General features: G+C 54.1%; 21 protein-coding genes. 4 read left to right on the top strand and 17 right to left on the bottom strand.

Translation table 11 applies throughout. The features are described from left to right. Nucleotides 1-63 precede the first annotated feature (63 nt). Nucleotides 64-1,287 carry a 5-aminolevulinate synthase gene (hemA, locus tag C8N36_RS06920; protein ID WP_097803983.1) on the bottom strand — a complete coding sequence of 408 codons (1,224 nt, stop codon included), beginning with the start codon at nt 1,285-1,287 and terminating at the stop codon, nt 64-66. Between the two features lie 279 nt (nt 1,288-1,566). Here hemA and C8N36_RS06915 point away from each other — a divergent pair, with 279 nt between their 5' ends. Together C8N36_RS06915 and C8N36_RS06910 are read left to right on the top strand one after the other, a co-directional pair. Then, nucleotides 1,567-2,940: a M20/M25/M40 family metallo-hydrolase gene (locus tag C8N36_RS06915; RefSeq protein ID WP_097803984.1), complete on the top strand. Its 1,374-nt coding sequence runs from the start codon at nt 1,567-1,569 to the stop codon at nt 2,938-2,940. A 242-nt stretch (nt 2,941-3,182) separates the two neighbouring features. Then, on the top strand, nt 3,183-3,716 hold the full coding sequence (locus C8N36_RS06910; protein WP_097803985.1) for a hypothetical protein: 534 nt from the start codon (nt 3,183-3,185) through the stop codon (nt 3,714-3,716). A 4-nt stretch (nt 3,717-3,720) separates the two neighbouring features. On the opposite strand, the gene C8N36_RS06905 is transcribed toward C8N36_RS06910, so the two are convergent. Next, nucleotides 3,721-4,596 (bottom strand): glycosyltransferase family 2 protein, encoded by an 876-nt coding sequence (locus tag C8N36_RS06905; protein ID WP_097803986.1) that lies wholly within the window; start codon nt 4,594-4,596, stop codon nt 3,721-3,723. Between the two features lie 123 nt (nt 4,597-4,719). Between C8N36_RS06905 and C8N36_RS06900 the strand changes: the two genes are divergently transcribed. Then, a complete protein-coding gene (locus tag C8N36_RS06900; protein ID WP_097803987.1) occupies nt 4,720-5,475 on the top strand; it encodes a hypothetical protein in 756 nt (251 codons plus the stop codon). Here the strand turns inward: C8N36_RS06900 and C8N36_RS06895 are convergent. The 8 genes from C8N36_RS06895 to C8N36_RS06860 form a co-directional block, all read right to left on the bottom strand. After that, nucleotides 5,472-6,878 (bottom strand): carnitine 3-dehydrogenase, encoded by a 1,407-nt coding sequence (locus C8N36_RS06895; RefSeq protein WP_097803988.1) that lies wholly within the window; start codon nt 6,876-6,878, stop codon nt 5,472-5,474. The two genes, C8N36_RS06900 and C8N36_RS06895, sit on opposite strands and share 4 nt — an antisense overlap. 35 nt (nt 6,879-6,913) lie before the next feature. After that, the gene (locus C8N36_RS06890) at nt 6,914-7,387 is read right to left on the bottom strand and encodes a lipocalin/fatty acid-binding family protein (protein WP_097803989.1); all 474 of its coding nucleotides are present in this window, start codon (nt 7,385-7,387) and stop codon (nt 6,914-6,916) included. A 356-nt stretch (nt 7,388-7,743) separates the two neighbouring features. Then, on the bottom strand, nt 7,744-8,454 hold the full coding sequence (locus C8N36_RS06885; protein ID WP_097803990.1) for an RlmE family RNA methyltransferase: 711 nt from the start codon (nt 8,452-8,454) through the stop codon (nt 7,744-7,746). Between the two features lie 69 nt (nt 8,455-8,523). Continuing rightward, a complete protein-coding gene (locus C8N36_RS06880; protein ID WP_097803991.1) occupies nt 8,524-9,636 on the bottom strand; it encodes a Ppx/GppA phosphatase family protein in 1,113 nt (370 codons plus the stop codon). A gap of 33 nt (nt 9,637-9,669) precedes the next feature. Next, on the bottom strand, nt 9,670-10,377 hold the full coding sequence (locus C8N36_RS06875; RefSeq protein WP_097803992.1) for a sulfotransferase family 2 domain-containing protein: 708 nt from the start codon (nt 10,375-10,377) through the stop codon (nt 9,670-9,672). A gap of 550 nt (nt 10,378-10,927) precedes the next feature. Beyond that, nucleotides 10,928-11,470: a luciferase domain-containing protein gene (locus C8N36_RS06870; protein WP_097803993.1), complete on the bottom strand. Its 543-nt coding sequence runs from the start codon at nt 11,468-11,470 to the stop codon at nt 10,928-10,930. A 43-nt stretch (nt 11,471-11,513) separates the two neighbouring features. Continuing rightward, entirely contained in the window at nt 11,514-12,008 is a 495-nt protein-coding gene (locus C8N36_RS06865; protein ID WP_245910744.1) for a nuclear transport factor 2 family protein, read from the bottom strand. Nucleotides 12,009-12,034: 26 nt separating this feature from the next. Continuing rightward, nucleotides 12,035-12,514, bottom strand: a complete 480-nt coding sequence (locus C8N36_RS06860; protein WP_097803994.1) for an ester cyclase — start codon at nt 12,512-12,514, stop codon at nt 12,035-12,037. 127 nt (nt 12,515-12,641) lie between these two features. Here C8N36_RS06860 and C8N36_RS06855 point away from each other — a divergent pair, with 127 nt between their 5' ends. Continuing rightward, nucleotides 12,642-13,526: a LysR family transcriptional regulator gene (locus tag C8N36_RS06855; RefSeq protein WP_097803995.1), complete on the top strand. Its 885-nt coding sequence runs from the start codon at nt 12,642-12,644 to the stop codon at nt 13,524-13,526. A 354-nt stretch (nt 13,527-13,880) separates the two neighbouring features. Here C8N36_RS06855 and C8N36_RS06850 read toward each other — a convergent pair whose 3' ends face one another. From C8N36_RS06850 to C8N36_RS06820, 7 genes are read right to left on the bottom strand one after another with little or no spacing between them, the layout of a single operon-like run. Next, nucleotides 13,881-14,129: a hypothetical protein gene (locus tag C8N36_RS06850; protein ID WP_097803996.1), complete on the bottom strand. Its 249-nt coding sequence runs from the start codon at nt 14,127-14,129 to the stop codon at nt 13,881-13,883. Next, nucleotides 14,126-15,541, bottom strand: a complete 1,416-nt coding sequence (locus C8N36_RS06845) for a hypothetical protein (RefSeq protein ID WP_097803997.1) — start codon at nt 15,539-15,541, stop codon at nt 14,126-14,128. The genes C8N36_RS06850 and C8N36_RS06845 overlap by 4 nt, the downstream gene beginning before the upstream one ends. Next, on the bottom strand, nt 15,542-16,000 hold the full coding sequence (locus C8N36_RS06840; protein ID WP_097803998.1) for a hypothetical protein: 459 nt from the start codon (nt 15,998-16,000) through the stop codon (nt 15,542-15,544). Next, on the bottom strand, nt 15,993-16,256 hold the full coding sequence (locus C8N36_RS06835; RefSeq protein WP_097803999.1) for a hypothetical protein: 264 nt from the start codon (nt 16,254-16,256) through the stop codon (nt 15,993-15,995). The genes C8N36_RS06840 and C8N36_RS06835 overlap by 8 nt, the downstream gene beginning before the upstream one ends. After that, nucleotides 16,249-16,791 (bottom strand): hypothetical protein, encoded by a 543-nt coding sequence (locus C8N36_RS06830; protein ID WP_141467995.1) that lies wholly within the window; start codon nt 16,789-16,791, stop codon nt 16,249-16,251. The genes C8N36_RS06835 and C8N36_RS06830 overlap by 8 nt, the downstream gene beginning before the upstream one ends. Beyond that, nucleotides 16,767-17,072 carry a hypothetical protein gene (locus C8N36_RS06825; RefSeq protein WP_097804001.1) on the bottom strand — a complete coding sequence of 102 codons (306 nt, stop codon included), beginning with the start codon at nt 17,070-17,072 and terminating at the stop codon, nt 16,767-16,769. Before C8N36_RS06825 ends, C8N36_RS06830 begins: the two co-directional genes overlap by 25 nt. A gap of 4 nt (nt 17,073-17,076) precedes the next feature. Beyond that, nucleotides 17,077-17,532 carry a hypothetical protein gene (locus C8N36_RS06820; protein ID WP_097804002.1) on the bottom strand — a complete coding sequence of 152 codons (456 nt, stop codon included), beginning with the start codon at nt 17,530-17,532 and terminating at the stop codon, nt 17,077-17,079. Nucleotides 17,533-17,814: the final 282 nt, after the last annotated feature.

Here is a 17,814-nt window from a genome sequence, read left to right as displayed (position 1 = left end):
GAGTCGCCCGCTTATTGCGTTCACTTTAACAGATCGCAATGGTTATGACAGGTTTTCCACAGGTTACCCGGCCAGTTCGGCACGATTCAGCGCACAGTGGCTCCAAAGTTCATCCATTGCATGCACCAATTTGTCCATTTCATCAGGACCGTGCACTGGTGACGGCGTAAACCGTAGACGTTCGGTTCCGCGTGGAACCGTCGGAAAGTTGATGGGCTGCACGTAGATGCCAAACCCTTCCAGAAGCATATCAGACAGCTTCTTGGTATGCACAGGGTTGCCCACGATCACAGGCACAATATGACTGCCGTGATCGATGATCGGCATACCAAGCCCCTTAAGGCGGGTTTTTAGAATTTTGGCTTGAGTTTGATGTTGTTCACGCAAGGTGCGGTCATGTTTGAGATGACGAACAGAGGCACAGGCACCAGCCGCGACCGCAGGTGGCAGCGAACTAGAGAAGATGAAGCCCGGCGCATAAGATCTTACGGCATCGCACATTTTCGCGCTAGCAGTGATATACCCACCAACAACACCATAGGCCTTGGCCAAAGTTCCGTTGATAATATCCAAACGGTGCATCAGACGATCACGTTCGGCAACACCGGCACCGCGCGGGCCGTACATGCCAACAGCGTGCACTTCGTCGATATAGGTCAAGGCACCAAATTCGTCGGCGAGATCGCAGATCTCTTCGATGGGGCCAAAATCGCCATCCATCGAATAGACTGATTCAAAGGCGATCAGTTTCGGCGCTTTGGGGTCATCCGCCATGATCAGTTCGCGCAAATGGTCAACGTCATTGTGTCGGAAAACCCGCTTGGCCCCGCCATTGCGTCGCACACCTTCGATCATCGATGCGTGGTTCAGTTGATCCGAATAGATAATCAAACCGGGGAACAGTTTAGGAAGCGTGGACAATGTCGCGTCATTGGCAACATAGGCGCTGTTAAACAGCAATGCGGCCTCTTTGCCGTGCAAATCAGCCAGCTCGGCCTCAAGCGCTTTGTGATACACAGTTGTGCCAGAAATATTCCGGGTGCCGCCCGAGCCAGCGCCAGTGGCGTCGATCGCCTCGTGCATGGCTTCTAGAACGACGGGATTTTGCCCCATTCCCAAATAGTCATTCCCACACCAAACCGTGATAGGCTGCTCGGTTCCATCGGGTTTCGTCCATGTGGCGTGCGGAAAGTTACCTTTCTTTCGCTCGATATCAATGAAGGTACGGTACCGGCCTTCTTCGTGAAGACGGTTTAGGGCATCGTCGAGTTTCGCGGTGTAGTTCACCGGTGACCTCCTTCTTGTCATGGGCCTGTCGCGCGGAATGGCCCTTAAAGCAGTCTGATTTGGCATTCAGTTTGGTGAATGCATATCGCCCGCGCAACTTTATGTCTACGGTTTAGCGTCGGACCTACGGTCGCATCCTTGATTTACGTCAAGCTTTTGGAAACCCTTAGTCCGGCAAACCCGACTTTTGTCCTCTATCGGAAACTTTACGGCGTTGCTGGACACCGCCTTGGCCTCTGATAGGGTCATCTCAACCTATTTCCAAGGAGTGATGACCCCATGTCTCTCGACAATGTTTTGTCGCGCATTGATGCCGATCTTCCCAATGCAATTGACCGCCTTTTAGACCTGCTGCGCATCCAGTCAATCTCGACAGATCCAGCCTTCAAAGACCAATGTAGCAAGGCTGCCGACTGGTTGGTGGCGGATCTCAAAACGCTGGGCGTAGACGCCGAAATCCGCGAAACGCCGGGGCATCCTATGGTGGTCGGCCATGTCGACGGCGACGGCCCGCATGTGCTGTTTTACGGCCACTATGATGTCCAACCGGTTGATCCTCTCGATCTATGGAACAACGATCCGTTTGACCCCCAAATCGAAGACACAGCCAAGGGAAAAGTGATCCGCGGGCGCGGATCGTCCGATGACAAAGGCCAACTTATGACTTTCGTCGAAGCCTGCCGGGCTTGGAAAGCCGAACATGGAAAGATGCCCTGTCGAATCACCTTCTTCTTTGAGGGCGAGGAAGAAAGCGGATCCCCCTCTTTGGTTCCCTTCCTCAAAGAAAACGCCGATGACCTGAAAGCAGACCTCGCGTTGATCTGTGACACTGGTCTGTTCGAAAGTCGGGTTCCGGCGATCATCACCCAGCTGCGCGGATTGTTGGGCGAAGAGATGACCATCACCGCCGCCAACAAAGATTTGCACTCCGGAATGTTCGGCGGCCTTGCGATGAACCCGATCCGGGTACTGTGCGGGATTTTGGCCAATCTACATGATGATACCGGGCGGGTGCAGGTGCCAAATTTCTACGATGGAGTGCCGGAACTTGCTCCCGATATTGCTGAACAATGGAAGGCGCTTGAATTCGATCACAGCACCTTTTTAGGCGATGTCGGCCTATCTGCCCCTGCAGGCGAGCAAGACCGCAGCCCGATCGAAATGATCTGGTCGCGGCCTACTGCCGATGTAAACGGCATTTGGGGCGGCTACACTGGCGATGGTTTCAAAACCGTTTTGCCCGGACAGGCGCATGCTAAAGTCAGTTTTCGCTTGGTTGGAACCCAGGATCCGCATGTCATTCGCAAAAACTTTCGCGCATGGGTTCAGGCGCAGTTGCCCTCTGATGTAGAGGTGGAATTTAGCGGTCACGGCGCGTCGCAAGCCGGTCAGATGTCCACTGTCCATCCGGCCTTTGAACAGGCGCGATCCGTTCTCGGGGCTGAATGGGGGCACGAAGCTGCCTTTGCCGGATGCGGTGGATCGATCCCGGTCGCAGGCTTTTTCGAAACCCTGCTTGGGATGGATTCGATGTTGGTCGGCTGGGGCAAGGACGACGATCAAATTCATTCACCGAACGAAAAATACGATGTTGAAAGCTTTCACAAAGGTATCCGCAGCTGGGCCCGCATTTTAGATGCCATCAACCGCTAAACACCATTGATACAGCACAAACTTCGGGGCGCTGGGTTTTCAGCGCCCCTTTGACTACACAGAATCGGCCAATAGACTGTTGGATATAACTGTCAGAATTCTTGAGCTATTCTCAAATTTATGAAAACCGTTCAAAGAAACCCCACTGAAAGACCCGAGTTTCGATGTTCATGGGCTCAAAAGTGACGGAATGGCCATAATCCTTCGTAGGTTTGACAATATTCGCCGCTAAACCTTGGCCCATGAAAAGACCCCCACGCAAACTGACCCAGCTCGACTTTCGCCAACGTGTAAAGCGGGTAGATTCCAACGTTCACGCGACAGAGCACGGAGCCCGAGCTGAAACCGGCAGGTCCCGCACGTTCAAAGCTTCGGTTGTGGGGTTCGGTTGGGCCTATGCGATCTTGTTCCTTGCCGCGAACCGGCCCGCGATTGATGCCTACCTAAGTCAGGGAGTTTTACCCTCGCAGTACCATACATCGGTTGTGGCGGGATTGACCATTGCGATTGCTGTTTCCATGGTCTTGCTGGTTGTTCATGTACTGCGCGCTGTGTTTCAAAGGGGCCGGCAACGCACCGCTTCCGCAGGTTTGTTGTTCGGAACCGGGCTGGCACTGGCCCTTAGCTATGCCCCGCCAAGCGTCTGGGCCGCAGGGCATACAATGTTTGATGATCATTTGCGCGGTTTCGTTTTGAGCGCAAATGACTCCATGGACATGGAATTTCCAGAAATCGATTTTTCCGAGCTCACCTTTGTGACATCTGCCGGAAAGTAATCCGTTAGATAACTCCAATGAATCGATCGGGCAGGACAAACTGCGCGTCATACTCAGGCCGGTTGAACTGGAAAAAACCGGTGTCGCCGCGCGGTCCCCAGCTGCGATGCATCCGCTTGCGTACCCAGCCCAGATCAAAGCCCTCATGCTGGTCTAGATGTTCAAATGCTTCAAACACGGCACGGTCTTCGCCGCGCGCTTCTGCGAACCAATGCCGCCCTATAGCGGCCTCTTTGACACTGACCCCAACGTCTTGTGTCACTTGATTGCGGGCGTTCATCACGGATGAATACTCGGAAAAGTCGCAGAACTTCAGGTGCATCAGAAAAAGCTCGTCCGGCGCAATCAGCCTGTCAAACTGGGTAAAATGCCCGCCGCGTGCGATTTTCGCGCCATGGCTGACGATACAGGGTTTGGAATAATGTGGCGCAAGTCGAACATGACGGCGCGGCCCGATGATGTGATCTGTGATTGCCTCGGGCTCAAGATCAATACGGTGGATTACCTCAAGACCTAGCGGAGTCAGCATTCGCTTTTGTGGCTGATCCGTGAGGTATTCCAGCAAGTTACGACCATCATCGGGATCGACGATGACCAGTTCATCCACATCGCCAACGATGATATGATTGTAATAGCACCGCAATCCTTGCACAAAATTGTTGAGCATGCGCCAGCGTTTCATGTCGAAATTGGGATGCGGATCGCCGGGAATGCCGATGACATTACATCCCTTTGCCAGATCGGCCACTGCTTCTCCCCGCCCATGGTTGATCACGTAGCAGTTTTCGCGGCCCAGTACGTCGCCGTAATGGCGCAACCATGACTTCAGGAAAAACGCATCATCGCGCACCATTGTGACTGCGGCCCCGACTGATTGCATCTGCTTGCCCCGACAATTGTTTGTTTTGCCGCAACAATACCCGATCAGATGCAGGCTGAGAATCGCATTCTTTGAAATTGGGCGCTATCGTGACCCTCAAACCATCAAACGGGACCCTGCCCCATGATTTCTGAAGCGTTGCGCACGACCGGATGGCACATCAAAACCGGCGCGCAAGCCCCCCACGCGATCCAAGTGTTTGGCGAACGGTCCTCAGGCACCAATTTTGTCAAGCGATTGATTGGGCGCAACTCGGTTTTGAAACCGACCGAAGAGATGGGCTGGAAACACGGGTTTCCACAGATGACCGCAATTCCGGCTCATATAGCGATTGTCTGCGTTGTTCGCGATGCCCGCGCATGGGCCCTATCGATGCATGCCAAACCTTGGCATTGCCCACCTGCAATGCAAGCGCTGACTTTTTCGCAGTTCATCAGGGTTCCTTGGCTTACGATTGCTGATCGAAAACGCTATTTTCCGCAGGTCCAGCAATCAGGAGGACAAGGTCTGCCCTTGCAGTTGGACCGCCACCCGATTTCTGGCCTACCCTTTGCCAACCTGTTCACCCTGCGCCGCGCCAAGCTGGACGGCTTGCTGTCGTTTCAAAATCGCGGCTGTACTTTGGTGTTTTGCCGTTTGGAGGCTGTTCAATCCACCCCCGAACAGTTTTTGTCCGATCTGCATAACGCATTGGAAGTGCCATCATGGAGGCAAGAATACCGGCCCGTGGTCAAACGCTTGGGATCCCGGTTTCTCCCATCAATCGAAACAAGGCCAGAAACCCCAAAGCACCTGAAAACAGAAGATTTGGCATTTTTGCAAAACCAATTACACCCAGAGCAAGAGGCTGCTCTGGGCTATGACTATTCGGCGGTTTAATCCGCGTGTTTGGCTGCCAGTGCTTCGACAGCCTGCAAAACCTGCGGCAACGGCGGGCAGGATTTGCGCGTTTCCAATGAAACATGTAGCAAAAACTGATCGCATGTCGCCAGCAGCGCATCATCTTTGGCCCGCTTCATTTCGTGCAGCAAGCGCAGCTTTTTCCCCTGCCCCAAAGCCACACGGGTTTCGACATAAAACCCTTCGCCTGCATGGGTTTCGAGAACGTATTTAACGCCGGTTTCAGCGGTAAAATAACTGTTTCCGGCCGCGATATAGTCTCGATCCGCGCCGACATGGAACATCAGCTCCTCGGAAGCGTCGCTGAAGACCTGACCATACCGGCCTTCGTTCATATGGCCGTTCACGTCGGTCCAATCCACAGGAACCGTCCGGCGTACTGTGACCAAAGGCACCTCGCCTCCCAAAGGCGCACGCAACGTGGCATCGTGATCGGCGATCAGCTTGCCCGCACCAGCATTTTGCCCCTTGAGTGCCCGTAAAATTGCAACCAGATTATCGTCGCGAAGCCGCTCCAATTCGCGGATCGACATGTGGCCGGACTGCGCATCCGACTGTCCCGCAATCAGATCCACCAGTTCTTCGTTGAACTCCGGCACATCCATCAGTTTGGTCCAAGGCCACTTCAAAGCGGGACCGAATTGCGCCATGAAATGCTTCATCCCCGCTTCGCCGCCAGCGACGCGGTAGGTCTCAAACAGCCCCATCTGTGCCCACCGCAGGCCAAATCCATAACGGATCGCATCATCAATTTCCTCGGTGGTAGCAATGCCGTCTTTGACCAGCCAAAGCGCTTCTCGCCAAACGGCTTCCAGAAAGCGATCCGCAATATGTGCGTCAATTTCTGCTTTTACGTGCAGCGGATACATGCCAATGTCGATCAGGATTTCGCGAGCCTTTTCAACAGTCTCCGGCGCGCCGTTCACACCCGGAACCAGTTCGGCCAAGGGCAACAAATAGACGGGATTAAACGGATGGGCCACAATTATTTGACCGGGGCGCGCAGCCCCTTCTTGCAGTTCTGACGGTTTGAACCCGCTGGTCGAAGACGCCAATACCACATCCTCGCTACAATGCGCCTGCAATTCGGCATAAACCTTTTGCTTTAGCTCCAACCGTTCCGGCACGCTTTCCTGCACATATTGTGCGCCTGAAACGGCCTCAGCGATAGTTTGATGAAAGCTGATTTTGCCGCGCGCGCGCAGCGGTGCCTCATATAGCATCGGCAAAGCCCGCTCTGCACCCGCCATGACTTCGCTGATTTTCCGCTTGGCTTCAGGGTCAGGATCAAAAACCTGAACATTCCATCCCATCAAGGCAAAACGCGCGGCCCATCCGCCGCCAATTACACCACCGCCAACTATGGCTGCAATCTTGGTCATTTTTTCATCCCTGTCCCAAGTGTCTGATATCCGGTCTATTTCAACCGGTTCAGGTCGTATCCGTACCAGTTGAGTATCTTGCGCGCCGCATTCAATCGCTCACCAGGGTTTCCTTGTCTGTCCATGATCCAAACACGCGCTCCATCCGGGTTTCCCAAGGCTGCTGTACGGTTGTTTATGTCCAACCAGTGTACCCAAATGTCTTCGCCTCCAAGTTTGAACCGGCCTGGACCGGAAGGCACAAACGATTGTTCAACGCCATCAATCAAAATCAAACTATCGGTGATTGTCAGATGGCTACCCACGGCAATTCCGGCCCCGGATACCACCTGCCAATCGCCGTTCATGCGTTCGACCGTTACATCCACCTGTGACGCGATAGGAGCTGTTGGATTGCGCAATGGAATGGATGTATTTGGCAACATGGTTACCGGTTCGCAGGCGACTAGGCCAAGCAAAGAAATGCAGGTTAAACCTTTGACAAATATGCCTGAAAAGTAAAAATTCATCCGCTATTCCTGCAAGCTTAACACAGTGTAAACGTCAATTCTCCGCAGCCTCCATGCCGAATGCGACCCAGGCCATGCCCAAGGCGTCCCGCAGTCCAAAACCTGCCGCAATTCGAACTCAGGGTAAAGCCAGCCTGCTAAACCTTTGTTATCCGGAGCCACTGCCAATGCTTCACCACAAACCTATCGCGCCTGCCCTCCCATCGGGCAGCCGGTTTTCACGCCTGTTTGATCTGTTCGAACAAGGACTTCCACAAGACGGCCATGCAAAAGCAGCGCCGTTGAGCGCACAAAAAGCAAGACGCCTGCTGACCTTGGCACGCGCGTCCTTCAAAGACCGTCCAGTGTCTGAAAGATCAGCCCCGGAAACCTGTAGCAATGACGAATTTTTCCGACGAATTCGATCGGCTGGCCGGAGGTTTGACATGCGCAACTTTGGTGAACCGTTGCTTTAGAACCTTCTGCAATGTTCCTTCGGCACCGCCGGCCAGAACTTTGGCAACAAAGGTTCCGCCTTCTTCGAGAACATCAAAGGCAAAATAGGCAGCCGCTTCGCATAGCGCCATAATGCGCAGGTGGTCCGTCTGTTTATGACCCGAGGAAGAAGCCGCCATGTCCGACATTACGACATCGGCTTTGCCTTTGAGCCAGCCTTTAACTTTTTCGTCGGCGTCATCTTCCATGAAGTCGAGCTTGTGAATTTCACAGCCCGCAACCGGATCAACGTCCTGCAAATCAATGCCAAGGATATACCCAGTGTCCTTGCCCTTCTTGTCGCCAAGTGCGTTTACACGGCGGGCTGCAACCTGACACCAACCACCGGGCGCACAGCCCAAATCGACAACACGAGCGCCAGGAACCAAGAACCGGTATTTGTCATCCAGTTCCAGGATTTTATAAGCAGCGCGGCCACGATAGCCATCAATTCCGGCCCGCTTCACATAGGGATCATTCAACTGGCGCTGCAACCATAAGGTCGAAGACAGCTTGCGACCCCGTGCTGTTTTTACCTGAACCTTCAGGTCGCGTTGTCCGCGCCCAGAAGAATTTTTGGGGGATTTGGCCATGTTGACGTGCCTCTTAAGGTCTGGAGCGGGTCAATTTTTCGCAAAATAGCACCGGAAAAATCGGTCCTATCACAAGGGGCCGTCTTCCAAAACCCCATCAGCGGACATCTGCGCGTAAAGCAACCCTTCGCGCAAGCCCCGATCCGCGACGCTCAGCCGATCTGTCGGCCAAATCCGCAACAAAGCCTGCAAAATCGCGGATCCAGACATGATCAAAGCCTGCCGGTCCGGGCCAATGCGCGGATCGCGCCGGCGGCCCGTCGGGCCCAAATCCAAATAGCGCTGAATGACAGCTTCGATTTGGTCAGAGCTCATTCGCAACCCGTCGACTTTGGTGCGGTCATAGCGCCGTAGTCCCAAATGGGACGCGGCTACGGTGGTCACGGTGCCGCTGGTGCCAACGATCTGGAACCCTTCACGGGCTTGCTCATCCGCATAGGGGGCGAAATTGGCCAGTTGTTCTTCGAAAAACCAACTCATCAAGGCATAACGTGCCGCATCATCCGACACATCGGAAAACTGATCGCGCAGTGTCGCCACCCCCAGAGGCACCGAAATCCAATCCACCACTTTCGCGGCGGGAAACGGGCTCTCGGGCGGATGAAATCCTGCGTGCAAGCGCATAATTGAACGTGGTCGATCCCGCGGCGCTACCTGCGACAGGTCAAGCCAAACCAATTCAGTCGAACCGCCGCCGATATCCACCACGAGCAACTGTTCGGTTTTGGTTGAAACCAGGGGCGCACAAGAAATCACCGCAAACCTGGCTTCTTCTTCGGGTTTGATGATTTCAAGCGTCAGGCCGGTTTCCCGCTGCACTTGGCGCATAAATTCCTGACCGTTGCCCGCCCGACGGCAGGCCTCAGTCGCGACAAGGCGCATACGGCCTACGTTGTGGCGCTCAATCTTTTGGCGGCACACACGCAAAGCCGTTACCGTTCGCCCCATTGAGGCGCGGCTTAGCCGACCATATTTTTCAAGCCCCTGCCCCAACTGGACAGACTTTGAAAAACTGTCGATCACATGAAACTGACTGCCCTTTGGCTGGGCAATCAGCATGCGACAACTATTCGTTCCCAGATCCAATGCAGCATACAGCGCATTAGGATCCGGCCTTTCAGGCGCGGTGCTCTCGACCGGTTTCGGGAAAGCGCCCGCAGCCTTGGGACGCTTGGGCGCCATGATGATGCGCCTCTCCGATATATCAACTTGAGTTTACGATACGCGGCGGATCGGCATCGCGCAAGACGCATGAACACGTGCGCCCAAAGGATTATCGTAAAACTCTGATAAGTAGCTATATTCGCTGTCCAGAAATGGACGGACCGCATCAATTGTCTTGTCTTGCAAATCTTCCAACCGCAATCGCATTTCTGATGTGTTCCGGCGCGGCATTGCCACTGGTTGGCGGGTCAATAGGCTGAGATCATAGGCCAATTGCCCCAAATCTTCGGTCTTGTAGACTTTGTCATAAACCCCCAAATCGCGGCCAACAAACAACCACGCATCGATGGAATGGTGTTTCACACTGGACGATGCCTTTTTGTAGACATCAAGGTTTTGGAAAAACTCGTCCGGGCTGGGGTCGCGCGCTATGCCGGTCAACCAATCGGGACCGGCCCGCATCTTCGTACTTTTGCGCAGGTCGCCAAACTGCAGCACGCGGTTGGTGTAGACCGACAACAGCCGTCTGACCGGATCACGCACAACACAAAACCGCCAGTAATCTGCATAGCGTTTGAACCGGTGCTGACGAAACCGGCTGGTCGGGTACAGATCATGCCATGTATATAAGGTGATATGCCGCCTTTTGGGCAGCTTGACCGACGGGTCTAAACGCGCCAAAGCTTCTTTAACAGATGAACACCCGGCCTTGGGCAGGGCCATATAGGCCAGTTTATGTGCGTCTACTGCAATGACCATCAGCCGCTGCCCTTTGTCTCTGTGTCACGAGGCGTAGCGTGACTTTAGGGCCTGAGTTTATCGACAAGGTTAATTTCACTCCGAATATTTTCCTGTTAACCATATGTAAAGGCGTCACTTTCACTTGGGTTGTTCCCTTTTTGTAAGCGGATTGTAAGCGTTTCGTCGGACTTCGCTCCTAAGCCTAGGGCGCGTCAGGCGGTCCGCCGCTTGCCGAGGCTGATCCGCACATTGGGCCGTTCCCTGCAACAGCACACATCATTCTGCAAATCGACGAAAGCGGTCGGTCAAGACACCGAATAGCTCGGCCATCCATGCTGCGCCAACCGTTAAGGTCAGCTATGCGCAGTAAGCGAGCTTTGCAAAGAGTGGCCCGCTTCCCGACAGCGGACCTTCGTGCTCTGCGCGGCGAATTCGGGCTTGGAGCCCGAAGTATCGAATGCTGCAACGTGCTTGAATGTCGGCTTCCACGTTCAGTTGGCAGCAGCGAGGCTCTATTCACGCACGCCACCTCGCAATGTGGCTGTCTTTGTACAGTTTTCTGAGTGAACTACGGCGTGGGCAGCCCGGTAACGTAACGGTATGAACCGCGCACCAGTTCAAGTACGACATCCAACTCTGCTTCCGTGGTGGGCGTGTAGATCATCACAAAGCCTTCCCAACCGGATCTTTGATCGGCCCATGGGTGCGGTGTTGCCCAACCGGCCTGTATCGCGGCGCGGGCCAGTTCCGGTTCAAGTGATGCGTGCAGACTGCCATCGGGGTGTACGTGCGCGAACTCGCGGCCACCGACGATTGCTTCTGGTCTAGCAATGTCGACATCTTGGTTCAGTTGGAAACCAACGGCCCCTGGCAAGGATACTCGTGTCGCGCCAAGTGTGACACCTGGGAGCTCTTCCATTTGTTTCAACATCAATTCAGTAAGTTCCGAAACCGGCTCCAAACCCAATTGGATATGAGGGACGCCATTGGTTGTTTCGGGTCGCGGTCCTTCACGGTTTGGCAGTGCCATATCCTGTGCAAGGGCGGCCGTGACGTTGGTAAGAAGGGTTGCCGTGGCCAAAATGGTGAGACGTTTTGAAAGTTTGAACATTCTAGTTTCCTTATGAATTTGGCCACGGTTTTGGACTTGGGCGTTACTTTGCGTGGTAGGCTTGGCTGACCGCGAAACTGTCTTCAAACCAATTCCAAAGTACAACTTGGCCGTCGCGGACTTTGGCACGCAGGGCGAATGTGAAATCACCAATTTCTTGGCCTGACTTCGTCGTGATCCCATTCATGTCACCAAAGATTGCAACCGTGTCGCCAGAGGCGAGAACATCGGTGTTTTCCCATTTGGTCGTTTGAAAGTTTTCACTAAAGACGCCGAGGAAGCCAAAGATCGCTTCCTTTCCATCCCACGGGCCTATCCAGGGAACGGTCGGATCACCCGCGTTGAGCCAAACCATATCGTCGGCCATCAGATCGGCCATCGCACCCATGTCACCACTTCCCATGGCACCCATAAGTGCCATGACGGTGTCGAGGCTCGCCTGACTTTGATCATCGTTTGACTGCGCTGTTGCAGCCGAGCCAAGCGTCATAGCTGTTGCGGCCGCGACGGAGGCTTTTAATGCTTGTCGTCTGTTCATTTTCAGAACTCCTTTTGGTTAGGTTTCTAGCGGCCGGAAAGTTGCTGCAATGCGCCTGCCCAGTCTTCGACATGGTAGGAGCGGACGATTTTTCCGTCGGCAAGTTCGTGGATATCGATGGTCATGATGTCAAAGCTGCGGCCTTCACCGTCGACACCGAAAAACGGTGCCACGGGCGTGCCTGTCGCGCGGCCGCGCACAGTGACGAAATCACCGCTTTCGTGCATGTCTTGGATGGCCCAGTTCAGATCAGGCAAGAGCTGGGCGAAGCCGCCAACCTGTCCCAAGAACGCGTCGCGACCCTTGTTTTCACCGGAATAGTCCCCGACGCTTTCCCATGTGTCTGCCGTTGCTTCCACAAATGCGGCAGTGTGGGTTTCCGAGCCCGGGTTGCTGAGAAGATCATAGAACGTCTGAACCGTTTCGGAATTATCAGCGGTTGCTGAGGACGCGATTGATGAGGCGGCGATTGTCGCTGCCGCGAGGATGGCGTGTGTTGTCTTCATGTTAAGGTTTCCTTTTGAACGATATGACGCCCTTGCATTTGCGGCGCTCTGTACGAATAGGATGGACACATTCTGATTAAATCATAAGGTGGTTTTATAAAATTTAACTGTTCGGAAATATTGCCTAATGATTAATCGCCTCAGACAAATGGCAATCTTTGCCAAAACGATTGACCATGGGTCTTTTCGGGGTGCGGCCCGTGAGTTGCATTTGTCGCCGTCCGTTGTCAGCCACCATGTTTCACAACTGGAAGAATATCTTGGCGTCGCGTTGATCTATCGCTCGACCAGGAAACTGACCCTCACAAACGAAGGTCAAAGGTTGCTGACGGCAACACGCAATATGCTGGACGCCGTAGAAGGCGAATTGCAGGATCTTTCGGCGACCGCTGGCGAACCAAGTGGAGAGTTGCGCATTACACTGCCGTCGGTCCTGTCGTTGTCGCACATCACGGATCAGATCGCCGCGTTCTCACGGGCATATCCGCGCATCACATTGACTGTAGATTTTTCAGACACGCGTCGCGCTTTAATTGATGATGGGTTTGATTTGGCTATTCGCATGGGGGCCATATCAAAGAACTCTGCGACGTCGCGCACTCTGTTTGAAGTGCGACGTGTTCTGGTTGCGTCCAAGGATTATCTTGCAACGCGGACCGTCGACAATGACCCATCGGCGCTCGTCGATTGGGAATGGCTGGCGCTTGCACCAGTTCAAAATGTTCCTTTGAGTTTTAAAAACAAGGACGGGGAGACCAAGAAAATCAAGCCAACCCTGCACATGTTTACAAACGATGCCCAAGCATTGCATCGCCTCGCACACGCTGGAGCTGGACTAGCTATCGTACCCGAGTTCCTTGTCGCGGCCGGCATTGACAACGGCACGATGGAAATCGTGCTGCCTGAATGGGAATTACAATCAATCAGTGTCTTTGCCGAATGGCCAGCAAACGCGCCAAGACATGGGCTTATTCACCTTATGTTAAACGCATTGAGTAAAGCAAAATTCTAAACACGGCAGCTAGTGTCAATTACAGGAAATCCCGAAACAAGACATTGGTGCAATTGCAGCGAAATAGCACTTCGTCCGCATTGTGTGATGTCGCGACCTGCGTGGCGAAGGTCAGCTATTGCAAATTCGCACCGAGGACCATGGGTCCGCTGCGGGCTGATTCCCGCCACTCTGCTTGGTCAGCGAAGGCCTGAGCACAGGCATTTTGCCCAAATCACGCGTCGCACTCCCGCATGTCGGTTTTTAGCTCGCTTCTCAGCATCAGCATTCGGCTCTACAATTTGTGACTGGCTTTCGTGTACAACTGTGTTTTGTCGTGTGTGCCGGACGCTCTGGGGCGGGCGCTTGCGGGCGCTAGATTTCCGTTTTGGCTTGCGCATTTTCGAACATTCGAAGTTCCGTTTCGATCAATGTCATAACCTCTGCGACCCGTTCCCGAATGGCTTCACTATCAATGGGGATGCCGGTTTTTTCGTGGATAGACCCCTGTAGGAAGCCTTCACTGCCTAGGGCGAACAGGGCTTCTTCCAGCATCCCCTTGTCGATCTGGTGGAGGCGGAGATTGCCCGCCCCCTCCTGACCTTTTCCGTTTGGGCCGCTCACCAGCTTACACCGCTGATGGCGGCGACGGTTCCGCCTTTGATCACTGACCAACTGACCGGAACGATGTATCGAAGGGCGATAGAATTGGTCTGGAACATTGACTGAACTTTCGCAGGCCCGCCCGTAACATCGGCAGCGTCCGATACGTCCACAGAACCAGCTTCGGTGATAGCGCCGGTCTCCGCCATTGTCGGGGCGACCCCATCGTCATTGACCATGACCAAGGTTGCGGCCTTCGAAAAGTCAATCTCAGGAACATCGACACCCATCACGAGCGCGTCGGCGTCAAGAGCGATAACCATATCCACAGGGGCGGTATCGACAACGATTGTTGGAATACCTGCCAACATTCCCTTCTCAAGATCGTCCTTGAAGGGGCTGATACCGGTGCCGGATGTGACCTTGAGAGATAAAGACGCAACGAGCAGCGGGTTCAGGATCAGAACCGGCTTACGGGCGCGGATCGAGGTGAGATGGGCCAACAAGACGCGCAAGTCTGCCAGAACATTGTCAACCGTATCCCCCGTTGAGGCGGTCGGTGTCACGCCAGTCATTAGACCGGCAGGACGAACCCCAACAACGGCGGCAGTGCTATCTAACAAGAAGGCATCGAGCGCATCCAAGCTGTCACGGCGGATGTTTTCAGTGACGATATCGACCACTGAGTGGGTGGTCAGGCGCGTGATCTCATTCGTAAAGGCCGTGATAACGCCCATCTTGTAGCGGGAAAACAGGGTTGAGCTGAACAAGTCCTGCTTCACGGGGATTGTGGCTCCTTCTGCGATGAAGGCTGCGGAGATTGATCCTTCACCGTCGCGGTACGGCATAGACAAAGCATTGGCACCGTCGAAGAACATGGGCCGTGCCCCATTCGCCACGAGGGCTGGGAATAGGTGGGACTTGTCTGGCTCTGCGTAATAATCCATCGCAGCGGTAGTCGTCAGGACTTGGCCGCTGTTTTCGCTGGTTGTTGACGAAGGGCTGACCATTTCTTTGTGGGAGCGGATCGCCTTGCGCTTGTTGAACCGGTGCTTCTCACCTTTGAAAACCGTGCTGATGAAGGCTTCGGGTGACGAATGGTCGATCTGACGGAAGATTTCAGCGGCGATGGCAGCGGCTTGGACTTTGGCGGGGCTGGCGTGGGCTGGTGCTTCGGTTTCAGGCGGAGTTGTCAGGACCACGGGCCGCTTTACGGTGTCACCGAGGATGTTGATGGTGTCCTTTAAGGCCTTCATCTCGGCAAGCATTTCAGGAGCCATCTCGGCAACCCGCAGGTTGTCTTCGCGCTGTTTCACGAGTGCGGCCAATTCCTTCTGCTTCATATAGACTTCCGCGTTTCGGTCCATTTCGGTCAAGGTCTTGGTCTGGCGGTTGGTGCTCTGGCGGAGAGCGTTGTTTGGTGAGGAGCGCATTTATTCGCCTTCCATATTGAACAAGGGGGATGTTTGGGCAGGGGAGCTTTGGGTGTCGGGCGTATCCATGCCTAAGACCACTTCTTCGAGGCTGGTGATCCGGCTCAGAAGCTGGTCATTAGCCTCTTCCAACTCAGAGACACGGAGAAGAAGGTCTTGGGTTTCTGAGCCTTGCTTCGTTAGGATCGAAAGGGTCTGTTTTTCGAACTCTTTGAAGGTGGCCTGTACACCCTTGGTTAAGGCGGTGATGCTGCCCTTGATCCGGTGCCGGACGTATTCACCGTTGACCGGCGGGCCAGAAAAGGTCACGTCAGAACCGGCTTCCTTCATCATGAACGATGGGCCACGGGGAGATTTCGGGGTGGCTGAGATGCCGTTCCGTGGGGAAGTGAAGTCAGGGGGTGCGAAGTCTGGCACGGTGAAATCGGGGGTTTCAGCGAAAGGGTCTAACTCAGACATTGGCTTCCCCTAGCAGGGCCAATCCCAAATCAGCGCGGGAGGCTTCTACTTCTTGGCTCAGGTGGAGGCCCAGATAGGTCATGGAATAGTCACGGATAGCGTCGGAAAGCCGCTGCTCTGTGGCGGCTAACTCACGGGCGGTGATCTGGTCAGGGTCGATCTGGTGGGCGATTTCAGTGACGCCGAGTGTTTTGGCCCTTTTGATTACTTCTGCCAATTCTGAGGCGGCTTTGGCGGTTGTTTGGTTGTTATTCACTGGTGGTAGCTCCTATTCCAAGATTGGCACCGGAATGTGCATCGGTCGGTTTTCGGCGGTTCAATGCGACGTTCTCATTAAAGTTGCCGGCATGGGCGTATGGTCGTGGGTGGCCTGCGACGTAGCGATCCGAGTGGATATCCAGAAAATCCTCAGCCACCTTGAACTGGAAAGTCAGGAATTTGCGCCATTGCTCGGTGTGGGTGGCCCACGGGGGCGGCTTATCGCTGGCGATTAGGAAGGGCTTGATCTCAGGATCGCACATTAGATTTGCGGCGATTGTAGCGCCCAAACGGAATTGCCGGATGTTGCCGGAACTGCGGAGTTGCCACGCGATTTCCACATGACGATCCACCCCGCCGTCGATTTTCCAGTGGCGGGTCATGTCACGGACCCCGCAAAGTAAATCCGGCAAACTTGAAGCGACCATTCCGGCGCGGATTGTGGCTTGGGTCACATCTAGGGCGCTGGCGATTGAGATGAACTGCCGTTCGGCAATCTCTTCAGGGGTCATTGGCGTCTGATAGACTGGCATGCGGCTTGCTTTCGGTTGGTTCCGGCAAAAGGTTCAAGCTGCGTTCGTGCCCAATCGGGGTTCCAATCAAGCATTTCACAGATGAGTTTGAACTCGGCACTGTTGAGAAAGCCGATACCGATTGGCCCGCCGCCTTTTTCTTGGACTTTTGCAGTGACACGGGCGACAACACTTTCCCCCCACAGGCGGTATAAGCGGGTCAATTCACCGCTATCGACATAGATTTTGTCGATTGGTGTCAATGGCTTTGGGAATTGCGGTTTTGTTTGTTCTTTCAGCATCGGATTACATCAACAATTGGTCGTTGTTATCGGATTTTGAATCAGCTTCGGCGGCTGTGGTCTTATAGGCGCTTTTGGCGTTTTTGGAGATATCACGGGCGCGGGATGTGCCGTCAACGCTGATGCCAATTCGGCGCAAGAGGTTATTTTGGAGCGACGACATCTTTTGGAGGGCTAAAAGGGATGGGTTGGTGATGATGCTGCCTGCGGGGGTCTGGAGGGTGGCTCCGTTCAAACGGATATCCTTCATACATTCTAAAATCGGCAATTCCAGATCAACAGCCTGAGCCAACAGGCGCAAATCACTGGGGAGGTAATCAACACCGGCCTTTCCTGAAGCATATTCACGCCAAATCGTATGGTGTTTCTTTGTCCAAGTCCTAGCGTAGTCAGCGGGTGGCTCCGGCGAAACGGAATTGGCTAATTCTCGGTGTCTGTCGAGTTGGTTCTGTTTGGCCATTGGGCTTACCTCAATTTAGATAGGTCATTTATACTGACCTTTTTCGAAAAGTGGGGTCAATAAAATTGCGTAGCTGTGATTTTTATTCACAAAATGGCGGAATAGGATGGAATTGCTGGTGAAATGGAATGGAATTGCTGGCGTGTTTTTTTGCTTGGTGGCTAATGGGCCTTTCTGGTTTTGTTCCAACGTAAAAACGAAGATGGGGGACAACGACGCCACCTTCGGCTTCTAGGTTTTGGACTGCCCTCCCCCTTGATGGGGGGCCACCAGAGGGATGCG

Source organism: Pelagimonas varians (genome assembly GCF_003208435.1).
GTDB classification, from domain to species: domain Bacteria; phylum Pseudomonadota; class Alphaproteobacteria; order Rhodobacterales; family Rhodobacteraceae; genus Pelagimonas; species Pelagimonas varians.
Note: the sequence above shows the minus strand (reverse complement) of the source record. Positions and strands in the feature narration are given on the sequence as shown.